Raw genomic sequence first — 15,040 nt, forward strand, 5'->3', positions numbered from 1 at the left:
TATAAGCCTTAATTTAATTCTTAACTTTTTAATTATTTATTATCCATTGTAAGAAGGCATATACTTTGAGAGGATATACCCTCACCACTGCCAGTAAATCCAAGTCCTTCTTCAGTAGTTGCCTTAACATTAATTTGACTTAAATCAATTTCTAAAGCTTGTGCTATGTTTTCTCTCATTTGTTGTATATAAGGAGACATTTTTGGTTTTTGAGCAATAATAGTTGCATCTATATTGTTTATGGAATAACCATTATCTGAAAGAAGTAATCCTACTTGTTTTAAAAGTTTTAAACTTGAAATACCTTTGAATCTTTCATCTGTATCAGGAAAATGCTTGCCTATATCACCTAGAGCTGAAGCACCAAGCAATGAATCCATAATTGCATGAAGTAATACATCAGCATCTGAATGTCCAAGTAAACCGTGCTTATAAGGAATTTTAACTCCTCCTATTATTAAGTCTCTTTCTTCAACTAAACGATGTACATCGTATCCTAATCCTATCCTCACTTTATCACCTCTAAATTAATTATAGAATTATTTTACCATAAATATAGAAGATATATTTAAAATTTATTTTTTAGAACTATAATACTTTTTTAAAGGGATAGACTTTAGAATTATTTTTTACATATTTTTTCTTAAATATTTTATTAATAAGATGATTTAATTTAATATTAAGCTTGTAAATAAAGTGAATGGTCCTAGATGAAAGCTTCTTACGTTTAAGGACGAAATCTACATAAATTATTTTTCTATTCATAAGTTGCTCCTAAAATATTAATAGACTATAAAAAGCATATATAAGTTCTAATAAATTGCATTAATTTAATTAAAGTAAATACACTTTGTTATAGTATAAGTAATTCGGTATTACAGGAACTTATATATAAAATTCAAAAATATATATGCTTTTAAATTTTCTTCATATACTGCTAATGAGATTTTACTATAAAATAAATAATACAAAATGTAATGTAAATTAATAATTAGAACATATATATTATAAAAGTCCATAATGTTTATGATATAATATATGATAGAGTGGTATAAATGTTTAATGGGAGATGATGAATTTGAAAGAAAAGATTAGAAGAGTAATAGGGATTATTTTAATAATAGTTGGACTAGCATTGATAATATCAATTGTTTATAAAAAAATGGAAACTTCAAAGAAACAAAAAGAGCTTCAAAATATTTTAGAACAAGTAATAAATGAAGATCCGAAAAGTGAGGGATCTGATAATGGTGATAAATCAATTAATGGATATAAACCTATTGCTTTAATTGAAATTCCAAGTATAAACTTATCTCAAGGCTTAGTGGAAGGAATGTCTGATAATGTACTTCAGTATTACTTAGGTCATTTTGAAGATTCAGCAAAACCAGGAGAAAAAGGAAATTTCGTGGTAGCTGGTCACAGGGTATCAGATTATTCAGAAGCATTTGTAAACTTGTACAAAGTTGAAGCAGGAGACGATATTATAGTTAAGGCAAATAAGAAAGAGTATATATACAAAATAGATGAAAATTTTATAGTTGATCCAAGTAGGGTTGATGTTTTAGATAAAACAGATGATGCAACAATTACCTTAATAACTTGTACTGTTGGAGCTAAGGAAAGAGTTATAGTAAAAGGTAAGCTTATAGAAACAAAGGATCTACAAAGTGGAGGAGAATAATGAGCAATTTTCAAAGTGATAAATATAAATTCTCAACTAAGGCTCCATCAAATTTAGCTTTAGAAGAGGTTGTTGAGAAAAGGTCAGAAGAAATAGAAAGGCTAAAAAATGAACTTTTAACTTATAAAATACTTATTAAAGATTTAACACATGAAGAGCCATCATATAATGTAAGAAACAAAATTTTAAATATAGCCTATTTTATGATAGAAGATGTAGAACTTTTTGAATACTTAAATACAACAAAGAAATTTCCGATAAATAGACTTTTCAAAAGAACACCAATAGAAAAAGAATTTTTTCACAATTGGAAAGAGCATATAATAACATATGTTGTTATATTATCAAATCCTAATTACAAGTATCTACAAGAATATATACAAATAGTTGAAGCTATTAACATAATGGGAGTAGATGAGGTTTCTGAGCTTATAAAGTCAACAGAGCATAGGGGGATTATACTAGAAAAGAGTATTAGGAAGGCTATAGTATTAACTTTTAAAGGTGAGTTTGTAAAGGTTAAGTGCGGTAAGGAAAATAAAGTTGGAGAAGATTTAATTAGTACTGAAGCTATTTCTATTAAGAAGTATAAATTACAATTTTCAATATTAATTAGCTTAATTGTAGTTATACTTATGATATCAATATTTAAGTATAGATCCATTGATAAAACTGTAGTAATAGAAACTACTTCTGAAATTACATTAGAGGTAAACAGCTTTAATAGAGTTATAGATTCTTATAGTAAAACAGAAAAAGGCGGAAATATGCTAAAAGAATTAAATGTAAATAACTCTGAAATAGATGATTCAATAAAAAATATATTAAATTATGCTGCTAACAATGAAATGTTTCCTGAATCAGGAGTAATAGTTACTGTAGCTGGGAATCCTTTAAAATATGGAGTTTTAGAGAAAACAGAAAATTTTATTGAAGAAGAGAAACTTAAAGTTATGTTAAATAATTCAGGAGATGAACATAAGGTAAGTCCATAAAATCTGTAAAAGGTGATAAATTATGAAGCAAAAGAATAGTGAGAAAAAGTATGTAATAGTACATAATGATAGAGGAAATGAAATAAGATTAAATAAATTTATAAGTGAAACAGGAATATGTTCCAGAAGAGAAGCAGATAAGCTTATAGAAAGCGGTAGAGTTACTATAAATGGAATAAAAGCAGTTATGGGTACGAAGGTAACAGAAGAAGCAGATGTTAGAGTAGATGGTAAATCTATAAAGAAAATTGATGATTTAGTTTATATAGCATTAAATAAACCAGTAGGAATTACATGTACTACAGAAAAAAAGGTTAAGGGAAATATAGTTGACTTTGTAAATCATAAAAAGAGAATTTTTCCAATAGGAAGATTAGATAAAGATTCTCAAGGATTAATATTGCTAACAAATGATGGTGATATAGTAAATAAGATATTAAGAGCTGGAAATAATCATGAAAAAGAATATATAGTTACTGTTGATAAAGCTATTGATGAAAAGTTTATAGACTCCATGGCAAATGGTGTAAGAATATTAGGTACAGTAACTAAAAAATGCTATGTCACAAAAGAAAATAAAAATACATTTAGAATAATTTTAACTCAAGGTATGAATAGACAAATAAGAAGAATGTGTGAAGCTTTGGGTTATAATGTAGTTAAGTTAAATAGAATACGGATTATGAATATAAAATTAGATAATTTAAAAATTGGAGAGTGGAGAGATTTAACATATACAGAGTTAAAAAAGTTAAATTTATTAATTGGTAATTCAGGAAGAACAAAGGATTTTGATGATTAGAAAGCTATAAGCTGTTAAATTATTGCAGCTTATAGCTTTTTCTTATTAATTTAGGATGTTTATTAAAATATTAAAAAGTTATCCACAGACGTGTAAATGGCTATAATAGGAAGGTTTGCGAACTTTATAGATTTGTATAGAAATAAATTACAGTAAAAATCTGTATGTTACACACATAATCCACATGTCCCTGTGGATAAGTTGTGCAAACTATGTTGAAAATAGTGTTAATAATTATTAACACTATTGTAGATAATATATTGTAGATATAATTATTGAAAATACAGAAAATTATTATAATTTATAAAAATAGGAGATATAGTCGTATGAGAAAAGTTTGTAGAGGATTATTAATTACAGTGCTATTGTTAAAAGTTGTCCACATTTATCCACAAGCATTGTTAATAAATTTTAATAGTAATATTGTCGAAAATCCAATGCTTGTGGATAAGGTTATAAAAGAAAATACAAACTTCATAAATATAGATGTCGAAATCCCACAAATAGTAGGATTAGCTAATAAAGATAAGGAAAAAGTTATCAACAAGGAAATTTTGGATTGGACTGACATGTGGATAAAAGATGTAAAAGATGTTAGCGAAGAATTTAATCCAACAATTCCATATCAATTAAATGCAAGATATACTTTAACTAATGATAAGAAAATATTAAGCTTCTTTATAGATTACTATCAGTTTAGTGGTGGGGCACATGGAATTACTACTAGAAAAACATATAATGTAGATATTTCTACAGGAGAAAAATTAGAACTAAAAGATTTATTTAAAAAAGGATATGACTATAAGAAATTTATAAATGAAGTTATACAAAAGGAAATAAATAAAAATCCAGAGTATTATTTCACTGGTAAAGATGGATTTAATGGGATAAAAGATGATCAAAGCTTTTATATAGATAATGGAAAGATTATAATTCATTTTCCTTATTATGAGATAGCGCCTTATGCAGGAGGAATGCCAGAATTTGAAATACCATATGAAGTTTATTAAAAAAAAGCAGTCTGTACGTAGTACAAACTGCTTATCATGAAACTTTTTATTAAGCTACTTTTTCTACATTTTCTTTTTCTTGTGAAGAAGTATGGTTAGTATGCTTTCTATCATTTATTGAATCTCTAATTACTTTAACAACTTGTATTATTAAAGTAGGTATAAATGCTAATAAGTAAATATATCCAATTTGTGTACCTGTTAAATTAGCAACTTCAAATAAGTTTTCTAAGAATGGAACAAATAGTACACAGTTTAATAATACTAATCCTATACCAAATGCCATCCAACTATATCTATTTGAAAATAATCCAATTGAAAATATTGATCTATCTCCTCTACAATTAAATCCATGGAATAATCTTGCTAAACAAAGTGTTGCAAAAGCCATTGTAGATGCAACATATTTATCTGTTCTTAATCCAATATAAAAGGCGATTAAAGTAAATATTGCAATAACTAATCCTTCGCTTGCTATTTCATATATAAAATCTTTTGATAATATAGATGAATTTCTTGATCTAGGTTTTTCTTTTAATAAATCCTTTTGTGATTTTTCCATTCCTATTGCAATAGCAGGTAAACTATCTGTTAAAAGGTTTATAAATAATAAATGTACTGCTGCAAATGGCATTGGTAAAGCCATTAATGAAGTATATAAAACAGATAATATACCAGATGCGTTACCTGATAGTAAGAATTTAATAGAATTTTTTATATTCTTATATATATTTCTACCATTAGCTACAGATTTAACTATTGTAGCAAAGTTATCATCTGTTAATATTACAGAAGCTGCATCTTTAGATACTTCTGTACCTGTAATTCCCATTGCAATTCCAATATCGGCTTGTTTAAGAGCGGGAGCATCATTAACCCCATCTCCAGTCATTGCAACTATTTGATTCTTTTCTTGCCATGCTCTAACTATTCGTATCTTATGTTCAGGAGAAACTCTTGCATAAACTGAAATTTTCTCTATGTTATTTTTTAATTCTTCATCTGACATTTTATCAAGTTCTATTCCTTCAATAGCTCTATCGCCATCTTTGAAAATCCCTATTTGTTTTGCAATAGCAGATGCTGTAATCTTATGGTCTCCCGTAATCATAACAGGTTTTATTCCAGCAGTGATACAATCCTTAACGGCTTCAGCAGATTCTTCTCTTGGAGGATCTATCATCGAAATAAGACCTATAAATGTATAATTATTTTCATCATCTAATGTTAATTCTTGAGAAGATTCAAATTCTCTATAAGCAAATGCTAAAACTCTTAATCCACTTTGAGATAATTGTTTATTTGAATTAATTATATTTTGTTTATCCTCATAAGTAATTTCTCTTACACCTTCAGAAGTTTTAATAGTTTTAACTCTATCTAATAATACATCAAAAGCACCTTTAGTAAACATTAAGTACTTATCATTAAAGTGATGAAGTGTGCTCATAAGCTTTCTATCAGAATCAAAAGGTAATTCAGATAATCTAGCATAAGATTTTCTTATAGACAGTTCGTCCAATGATAATTTATGACCTAAGTTAACAAGAGCTACTTCGGTAGGGTCTCCAATTTCAACGCCTTCTTTAGAAGTAGAGTCATTACATAAAATTGAACTATTAATTAAATAATTTGAAACTTCGTCATTTAAATCTATTTCTTCACCATCAATTAATTTATTATCAATATAAACTTTTTTTACAGTCATTTTATTTTGAGTAAGAGTACCTGTTTTATCAGAACAGATTACAGATACTGAACCTAAGCCTTCAACAGCTCTAAGTTTTTTAATAATAGCATTTTCTTTAGCCATCTTTTGAGTTCCTAAGGCTAGTACAATTGTAACTATAGAACTTAACGCTTCAGGTATAGCAGCAACAGCTAAGGCAACAGCAAACATAAGAGAATCTAACATATCAGTGCCCCTATAAAGACTAAGACCAAAAACTAAAGCACAGATTATTAATATTCCTATAGCTAATTTTTTACTAAAATCATCTAAGCTAGCTTGTAATGGAGTTTGTTTTTCTTGAGTTTCTTCCATTAAGTGAGCTATTTTACCTATTTCAGTATTCATTCCAGTTCCAGTTATAACAACTAAAGCCCTACCATAAGTAACTAAAGAGCCAGAGAAAACCATATTTTTTTGATCCCCTAAAGCTATTTCTTCCTTTTCAATTAAATCAACAAATTTATTTACACTTTCAGATTCTCCAGTTAAGGAACTTTCATTAACTTGAAGAGAGAAGTTTTCAATTATTCTACCATCTGCAACGACCATATCTCCAGCTTCTAATATTAAAATATCTCCTGGAACAATTTCCTTAGATTGAATCTCAACCTTCTTGCCAGATCTATAAACTTTTGCAGAAGGGGAAGAAAGTGCTTTTAAACTATCTAATGACTGTTCTGCTTTAAAATGTTGAACTGTACCTAATATAGCATTTAAAATTATAACAGCAAAAATAACTAAAGTACTTTCAACATTGCCTGTAGCCATTGATATAATAGCAGCTACAATTAATATTATTACAAGTAAATCCTTAAATTGGCTTAAAAAAACCTGTAGCATAGTTTGTTTTTTCTTTTCAGTTAATTGGTTGTACCCGAATTTCTCTAAATTTTCTTTTACTTGATTTTCACTTAAACCACTTTTAGATACATTAAACTGTTTTAACACTTCTTCATATGGCTTAGAAAAAAATTTTTCCATAATAATTCCTCCAAACTATTTAGTATTAATATTTTGTGTTTTTATATAAAAATTAGCCTAGAAATATATGAGCCTATAAACAAAAAGAGACTCTTAATACAATTTTCAAGTTATGAAAAACTGTATTAAAAGTCTCGTAACCAAATTGGTATATAACACCAGACCGTAAGGTCGCGAATGTTGACGTTATATTTTTTACTACTCCCTCTTAATGGAAATATTAAATTATAGACTAATTTTAAACTTATTTTAGAAAAATGTCAATACATAAAATTTGTCTAAAGAGGGGATACTAAATAGAAAAAACTTTTATAAATATTAAAAATTTCACAAAATAAAAATAAATAGCATAGAATGTATTATAGTATTACATGGAGTTGAAAGTTATTGATATACGGGCTAATATTAGCAGGAGGAAAAGGAACTAGACTTTATCCTTTGTCAAGGTCAAGTAAGCCTAAACAATTTTTGAAGGTTATAAATAACAAAAGTTTTTTACAAAATACTGTAGATAGAATAACTCCTTTAATTAAGAAGGAAAATATTTATGTGGTTACTAATAAAGGTTATGAGGATAAAATAAAAACAGAATTAAATAGCATAAACGCAAATAATATTTTCACAGAACCACAAAATAAAGAAACAGCGACTTGTATAGGTCTATCAGCTGTTAAGCTTTTAAAAAAAGATGGGGATGCTGTTATGGTTGTTTTACCCTCAGATCACCATATAGAATCTGAGAAGGTTTATATAGAAACATTATCACAAGCTGTGGATATTGCAAATAAGAGAAGAGGAATAGTAACCCTTGGAATAACACCAACTAGAGCGGAAACAGGTTATGGATATATTGAAATGGGGCAAAGAATACAATCAGAGATACCCACTTATAAAGTAGCCAGGTTTACAGAAAAGCCTAATATAGAAGTTGCAAAAGACTTTTTATTAAAAGGAACTTATTTATGGAACTCTGGGATGTTTGTATTTAGAGCAGATGTAATATTAAGAGAGATAGAAAAATATTTACCTCAATTATATAAATCATTAATGGAAATATACAAACACATTGGCGAAGAGGATGAAGAAGAAGTTATAAATGAACAATATCCTTTAATAGATGGAATATCAATAGACTTTGGAATTATGCAAAAAACTAGAAAAGCTTTTGTAATAAAAAGTGATTTTATATGGGATGATATAGGAAGCTTTTCGGCTTTAAGCAGATATTTAGAAGAAGAGAAAAGTAATAAAATAAGTAATAATGTATATCTTCAAGATAGTGAGAATTGTGCTATCTTTGGAGATAAAAATTTAATAATTGGCTTGGGAATAAAGGATTTAGTTATAGTTGATTCTGGAGATGTAATATTAATAATGGATAAAAATAAAGATCAAGAAATAAAACATTTATTGGGTGACTTAACCAATAGGCCAGAATATGAAGACTATATTTAAGTTGAGAAAGTAAGTAAGATTTTTAGTAATCTTAATTATAATAAAATATTTATATGATAAAATTTTTATATGCAATTTATTATGATAGATTATTAAAAATAGAGAGGATAGATTATATCTTCTCTATTTTTATTTTTTAATACTTAAATATAGAATAGACATATTATGTTAAATTTATGGTAAAATATACATATAGTAGTTATGTTTAATTAAGGGATTAAACTTCTGTATTGGAGTAAGTATTCATTGTAAAGTGTGTGGTTATATTTGTAAGTTCTTTGAAGGAATAAGCTATATAACTAGAGATTTTAAAACTGTAAGTTTATTCATAGAGTATTGTTTATAAAATCAAATTGATATTAAATAAATGGGAGGAATTTATTATGTTAAAAAAATTAGCTTCGGATGCTTTAGGACTAAGTGATATTGGAAAGATAATTGATAAGAAAGATTTTAATAGGGTAGATGCAGATGATTATATAATGCATGAAGATGGTGAACAAATCTTCTTTCTCATAAAATCAAGGACAGATGAATATTGCTTTACAAATTTAGCTCTTATACATGTAGATGGAACTTCTGCTGTAAGTAAGAAAAGGCTCGTAACAAGATATGATTATTATAAGAACCCTATTAGTAGAGTATCAATAGAAACTGCTGGAACTATAGATTTAGATTGCGAAATTAAATTTATTATTGGAGAAATTACTTTTTCTATAGATGTAGATAGAAATCAAGTAGAGCAATTAAAAGATTTATACAAATCATTAGTTAAAATTGGACATATAATAGAAGAAAATCAAATTATGTTAGAAAAATCTGAAGAAACATTAAATATAGCAGCAAATGCTTTTGCTTCAAGCAAGGTAGTTGAAGGAGATGCAGCAGTTATATTTAAAAATATAAATGAATATGCATTTAACTGGACTAGGATAAGTAGAGAAACATATGTAAGAAAAGATTTTACAGATGTATTTAAAAACTATATTAATAACTAATAATATTTTATATATTAACATAAAATTATATTGAATAAAGAAAACATGGGTAGAGGAACATTTAATAATTCTCTACCTTTTTATATTTAAGAAATAAATAAAAGTTTAATTTTAATTCTGAATTTTAGCTTAATATTAAAGTTAGAAATTTAAAATACAAATTTTTTATTGTATAATTTAAATAAAAAATTAAGGAGATAAAAAATGGGAGTAGAGAAAAAAAGAGAGTTTATTATAAATACTATATACTTAATAATAGTTGGAGCAATAATATACATTACTATTAAATATGGGCTTGGATGGTTTATGCCTTTTGTTATAGGGTTTGGGATAGCATTTATATTAAAGCCGCTAATTAATTTCATATCAAGTAAGTTTAGAATAAATAGAAAGTTAGTAGCTGGAATAACAGTTCTAATTTTTTATGCAACTGTTGGTGCACTTTTTGCTTTACTTGTTGTTAAATTGTTTGTAGCTTTAAAATCAGTATTTATTAGTTTGCCTAATATTTATTTAACCAATATAGAACCAGCTGTATATGATTTACTTGATGGAATAGAGGTTTTAATAGCAAAACTTGATCCTGCATTAGTACAGGGAATTAATGATATAACTTCCTCACTTGTTGAGTCATTAGGAAGTATAATTACTAACATATCATCAGGAGTTGTTAAATTTGTATCTTCTACAGTATCATCAGTTCCAACATTTTTTATTATAGTTATATTATCTATCATTTCATCATTCTTTTGTGCAATGGACTATACAAATATTACAAGTTTCATAACTAGGCAATTTCCAGATAAGGTTTCTAGCATAATATTAGATGTTAAGGATTATATAGTAGGAACTTTATTTAAACTTATAAAGGCATACGCAATAATCATAAGTATAACTTTTATTGAATTATCAATAGGGCTGTCTATTTTAAAAGTAGAGAGTGCTATAACAATAGCAGCATTAATAGCATTAGTAGATATACTTCCAGTGCTGGGAACAGGTGGAGTAGTGATACCTTGGGTTATAATAGAAGCTATTAAAGGAAATTTTGGATTAGCAATAGGACTTGCAATATTATATGTAACTATTACTGTAATAAGAAATATATTAGAGCCAAAGATTGTTGGTCAGCAAGTAGGATTGCATCCTTTAGTAATGTTAGTATGTATGTTTATGGGAGCTAAAATATTTGGATTCCTTGGATTATTTATTTTACCAATTATAGTTATTATTTTAAAAAATTTAAATGATAGTGGGAAAATACATATATTTAAATAAATTGAATAAAAATTAAATTAACTGATACTTTAAAATTGGAGAAACATATGGAAATTGAATTTTATGAAAAAAATACAATAGAAAATGAAAAGTTACTTTATGCAATAATAGTTTCTAGGTATAGAGATAAATGGGTTTATGTAAAACATAAAAAAAGAAAAACTTGGGAAATACCAGCAGGGCATAGAGAAGTTGGAGAAGATATAAATTTTACTGCTAAAAGGGAGTTAATAGAAGAAACAGGAGCAGAAGAATTTAAAATAACATATATAAATGATTATTCTTTAATAATAGAAGGAGAAAAAAGTTTTGCTTCTTTATTCTACGCAGAAATAAAATCTTTAGGAGAATTACCAAATTTTGAAATAGGAGAAGTTAAGTTATTTGAAGAAGAACCAAAAGAATTAACATATCCTTCAATACAGCCTTTATTAATTAAAAGAATAAAAGAAATAAAGAAAATTAAATAAAAATATTAACAAAACATGAATATAAAATTATTATATTTAATAAAGAGAATTAAAAGTTAATATGATAATAAATGGAGATATAAACAAAAAAACATATTTGTTTTTTATCATCTATAGTATTATTATAAAGATATAAAAATAAAAGCGAGGTGAGGCAATTATGATGATGAATACTCACAAAGCTTTAGCACAACAATTTATAAACAATGTTGAAGAAGATAAAGTTTTTATAATAAATGATGGTCATTTTATTTGGGGAAATTTAAAACCTGATTCTGTATCAAAATATAAGTTTAAAAAACATTATATTGATGAAAGTTTTGAAATGATTGTAAAAAAAATAGAATTTTTATCTTCTCTAACTTTAGATGATATCTATACTAGATATTCACCTAATAAGTTTAATCAGGAATTAGGAGTTGTATGTCACTTTTTATGTGATTATTTCTGTATTCCACATTTTCAAAGATGGGAATTTAAAAGTGCTAATGCTATGAAAGAACATGTAGTATATGAAAATGAATTAAATAAATTTACAAAGAATTATACTATTAAAAAAGATATAAATTTACATTTGACTTCAGAAGAAATAAGAAAATATATAATGAAGCTACAGGAAGAATATAATGGAAAATCCTCATATGAAAAAGATCTAATTTATGCTAGTCATATTTGCAGTACTGTTGTAAATATGGTTTTGAATGAAGTTGTTTTAAATCAAAAATTAAAAGAGCATATTGCATTGGTAATATAGAGAGCTGTAAAGCTCTCTTTTTTAGGTTTAGGCGAGTATAAAAGCAAGTTTTGAAAATATGATTAAATATGTCCACTTTTTTACAAAAGATTTTTATTTAAAGTTGACACATTTAATAAGAATAGCATATAATATCATTAAATAAACATATGAACAATTGTTCATATGAGTTTGGAGGGGAATTATGGAAGAAAATAAATTGGAAAGTTGTAATTGTACTATAATTCATAAAGATGTAGTTGAAAAAGTAAAAGGTTCTATACCAAATGAAGAAACTTTATATGATTTAGCTGATTTATTTAAGGCTTTCAGCGATTCTACAAGAATAAAAATATTATGTGCTTTATTTCAAGAAGAGTTATGTGTATGCGATTTAGCTGCTTTATTAAATATGACTCAATCAGCGATTTCACATCAGCTTAGAGTATTAAAATCAAATAGATTAGTTAAGTTTAGAAGAGCTGGAAAAGTAATATATTATTCATTAGCAGATGATCATATTGAGCATATATTTAATGAAGGATTTAAGCATATTATTGAATAAGAAAGTGGGGATAGAAATGAGTAGTAATGAAATAAAATTGATTTTATCTGGATTAACTTGTGCAAATTGTGCAAATAAAATTGAAACTAGAGTTAATAACTTAAATGGAGTTAAAGAAGCCAATTTGAATTTTACAACTTCAAACTTGATTATAGAATTAAATGGAGATATATCAAGAGAAGAGGTAATAGAAGAAACAAAATCAATAATTAAAAAGCTAGAGCCAGAAGTTAAGGTATTTGATAAAAATGATAATAATAACATTACTGAAAATGTTAATAGATGTACAAGTAGTTGCTGTTCTATAGAAAGTGATAGTGATAAAGAAAATCATAATCATGGGAAGGAACATTCTCATACCCATTTAAGAGGAGAAGATCATGGACATTCTCATGATGATTCACACGGACACTCTCATGATCATTCACATGGAGGAAAAGTTGGTATAAAGGAGAATATTAGATTAATAATAGGTGCAATAATATATATAGTTGCTATCATTTCAAAAGAGGCTTCAATGATATCAATAATACTTTTTGCTCTTAGTTATGTTTTAATTGGAGGAGAAGTAGTTTTAACAGCTATAAAAAATATATTCAGAGGAGAAGTATTTGATGAAAACTTCTTAATGACAGTTGCTACTTTAGGAGCCTTCTTTGTAGGTGACTTTAAAGAAGGGGTAGCAGTTATGTTATTTTATGAAATAGGAGAGGTATTCCAATCTTATGCAGTAAATAGATCTAGAAAATCAATAACATCTCTTATGAATATAAGAGCTGAATATGCTAATATTTTAGTAGATGGAAAAGAAGAAAAAGTTAAACCAGAAACAGTCAATATAGATGATATAATAGTTATTAAGCCAGGTGAAAGAGTACCTTTAGATGGTGTTGTATTAGATGGAACAAGCTTTGTAGATACATCAGCACTTACTGGTGAATCAGTTCCAAGGGAAGTTTCTGTGGGAGAAGATATTCTAGCAGGATTTATAAATACAAATGGTGTTTTAAAAGTTAAGGTATCTAAAAACTTTAAAGAATCAACAGTATCAAGAATTTTAGAATTAGTGGAAAATGCATCTAATAAAAAAGCACCAACTGAAAAGTTTATAACTAAATTTGCAAGAGTATATACTCCAATAGTTGTATTTTCAGCTTTAGCGTTGGCTATAATACCTCCATTAGTTATAAAGGATGCAAGTTTTTCAGATTGGATTTATAGAGCTTTAATATTCTTAGTTGTATCTTGTCCTTGTGCATTAGTAGTTTCTATTCCTCTTGGATTATTTGCAGGGATTGGAGGAGCATCTAAAAAAGGTATATTAGTTAAGGGTGGAAATTACCTAGAAGCTCTTAAAGATGTTAATACAGTTGTTTTTGATAAAACAGGAACTTTAACTAAAGGAGTTTTTAAGGTAACAGAAATAAATAATAATATTTCAAAAGAAGAATTAATAGAGGTTGCGGCTATAGCAGAAAGCTTATCAAATCATCCAATAGCTCAATCTATTATAAAGGAATATGGAAAAGATATAAAAAATCAAGAGTTAAGTGATTATGAAGAAATATCAGGACATGGAATTAAAGCCTTAATTAACGGAGCAGAAGTTTTAGTAGGTAACTATAAACTGATGGAAAAGTTTAATATAAGTTATACTGATATAGCATCAATTGGAACAATAGTTCATATTGCTATAAATAATGAATATAAAGGTAATATAGTTATATCCGATGAAATAAAAGAAGGTGCTAAGAAAGCCATAGAAGGCTTGAAGGAAGTTGGGGTTTCTCAAACCGTTATGTTAACAGGTGATAATAAATCCGTGGCAGAAAAGGTAGCATCACTAGTAGGCGTTGATAAGGTATTTTCAGAATTATTACCAGGAGATAAGGTTGAAAAGGTAGAAGGTTTAATAAAAGATAATTCAACTCAAGGAAAAGTTATATTTGTTGGAGATGGAATAAATGATGCACCAGTTTTAGCAAGAGCTGATATAGGAGTTGCTATGGGAGGAATAGGTTCAGATGCAGCTATTGAAGCCGCAGATGTAGTTTTAATGAAAGACGATCCAGAAGCTTTAGTTACAGCCATTAAAGTTGCAAGAAAGACAAATAAAGTTTTATGGCAAAATATAATATTCTCATTAGGAGTAAAAGTATTAGTATTGATTTTAAGTGCTTTTGGAGTAGCAACAATGTGGGAAGCAGTATTTGCAGATGTAGGAGTAACTTTAATAGCAGTTCTAAATTCAACTAGATGTTTAAAATAATTTTATAACTATTTTATTGACAAATTTCATCATATTAAATATAATGAATTAGGTTGAAAATTTTCAGG

At 27.0% G+C, this 15,040-nt stretch carries 13 protein-coding genes; 11 read left to right on the plus strand and 2 right to left on the minus strand.

The features are described 5' to 3' along the window. Positions 1-32: 32 nt before the first annotated feature. On the minus strand, positions 33-512 hold the full coding sequence (gene ispF / locus ACYUEX_RS15955; RefSeq protein ID WP_411169642.1) for a 2-C-methyl-D-erythritol 2,4-cyclodiphosphate synthase: 480 nt from the start codon (positions 510-512) through the stop codon (positions 33-35). Between the two features lie 566 nt (positions 513-1,078). On the opposite strand from ispF, the gene ACYUEX_RS15960 reads away from it, so the two are divergent. The 4 genes from ACYUEX_RS15960 (at position 1,079) to ACYUEX_RS15975 (ending at position 4,491) form a co-directional block, all read left to right on the plus strand. Further along, positions 1,079-1,684, plus strand: a complete 606-nt coding sequence (locus tag ACYUEX_RS15960; RefSeq protein ID WP_411169643.1) for a sortase — start codon at positions 1,079-1,081, stop codon at positions 1,682-1,684. Next, positions 1,684-2,679 carry an anti-sigma factor domain-containing protein gene (locus ACYUEX_RS15965; protein ID WP_411169644.1) on the plus strand — a complete coding sequence of 332 codons (996 nt, stop codon included), beginning with the start codon at positions 1,684-1,686 and terminating at the stop codon, positions 2,677-2,679. The genes ACYUEX_RS15960 and ACYUEX_RS15965 overlap by 1 nt, the downstream gene beginning before the upstream one ends. Positions 2,680-2,701: 22 nt before the next feature. Next, positions 2,702-3,481 carry a 23S rRNA pseudouridine(2604) synthase RluF gene (rluF, locus tag ACYUEX_RS15970; RefSeq protein ID WP_411169645.1) on the plus strand — a complete coding sequence of 260 codons (780 nt, stop codon included), beginning with the start codon at positions 2,702-2,704 and terminating at the stop codon, positions 3,479-3,481. A 326-nt stretch (positions 3,482-3,807) separates the two neighbouring features. Continuing rightward, complete coding sequence (locus ACYUEX_RS15975; RefSeq protein WP_460289056.1) at positions 3,808-4,491, plus strand: DUF3298 and DUF4163 domain-containing protein; 684 nt, start codon at positions 3,808-3,810, stop codon at positions 4,489-4,491. 49 nt (positions 4,492-4,540) lie between these two features. Here the strand turns inward: ACYUEX_RS15975 and ACYUEX_RS15980 are convergent, their stop codons facing one another. After that, the gene (locus tag ACYUEX_RS15980; RefSeq protein ID WP_460289057.1) at positions 4,541-7,204 is read right to left on the minus strand and encodes a cation-translocating P-type ATPase; all 2,664 of its coding nucleotides are present in this window, start codon (positions 7,202-7,204) and stop codon (positions 4,541-4,543) included. A gap of 387 nt (positions 7,205-7,591) precedes the next feature. Here ACYUEX_RS15980 and ACYUEX_RS15985 point away from each other — a divergent pair, with 387 nt between their 5' ends. The 7 genes from ACYUEX_RS15985 (at position 7,592) to ACYUEX_RS16015 (ending at position 14,972) form a co-directional block, all read left to right on the plus strand. Then, positions 7,592-8,659 (plus strand): mannose-1-phosphate guanylyltransferase, encoded by a 1,068-nt coding sequence (locus ACYUEX_RS15985; RefSeq protein WP_460289058.1) that lies wholly within the window; start codon positions 7,592-7,594, stop codon positions 8,657-8,659. A gap of 383 nt (positions 8,660-9,042) precedes the next feature. After that, a complete protein-coding gene (locus tag ACYUEX_RS15990; protein ID WP_460289060.1) occupies positions 9,043-9,657 on the plus strand; it encodes a PH domain-containing protein in 615 nt (204 codons plus the stop codon). Between the two features lie 204 nt (positions 9,658-9,861). Next, positions 9,862-10,935: a sporulation integral membrane protein YtvI gene (ytvI, locus tag ACYUEX_RS15995; protein WP_460289061.1), complete on the plus strand. Its 1,074-nt coding sequence runs from the start codon at positions 9,862-9,864 to the stop codon at positions 10,933-10,935. A gap of 47 nt (positions 10,936-10,982) precedes the next feature. Then, positions 10,983-11,405 (plus strand): NUDIX hydrolase, encoded by a 423-nt coding sequence (locus ACYUEX_RS16000; RefSeq protein ID WP_460289062.1) that lies wholly within the window; start codon positions 10,983-10,985, stop codon positions 11,403-11,405. A 160-nt stretch (positions 11,406-11,565) separates the two neighbouring features. Continuing rightward, the gene (locus ACYUEX_RS16005; RefSeq protein ID WP_460289063.1) at positions 11,566-12,159 is read left to right on the plus strand and encodes a zinc dependent phospholipase C family protein; all 594 of its coding nucleotides are present in this window, start codon (positions 11,566-11,568) and stop codon (positions 12,157-12,159) included. 184 nt (positions 12,160-12,343) lie between these two features. After that, positions 12,344-12,703 (plus strand): ArsR/SmtB family transcription factor, encoded by a 360-nt coding sequence (locus tag ACYUEX_RS16010; protein WP_411169652.1) that lies wholly within the window; start codon positions 12,344-12,346, stop codon positions 12,701-12,703. Positions 12,704-12,719: 16 nt separating this feature from the next. Then, positions 12,720-14,972, plus strand: coding sequence for a heavy metal translocating P-type ATPase (locus ACYUEX_RS16015; protein WP_460289064.1), 2,253 nt, complete (start codon positions 12,720-12,722; stop codon positions 14,970-14,972). Positions 14,973-15,040 lie beyond the last annotated feature (68 nt).

It is taken from the genome of Clostridium sp. CTA-7 (assembly GCF_054768095.1).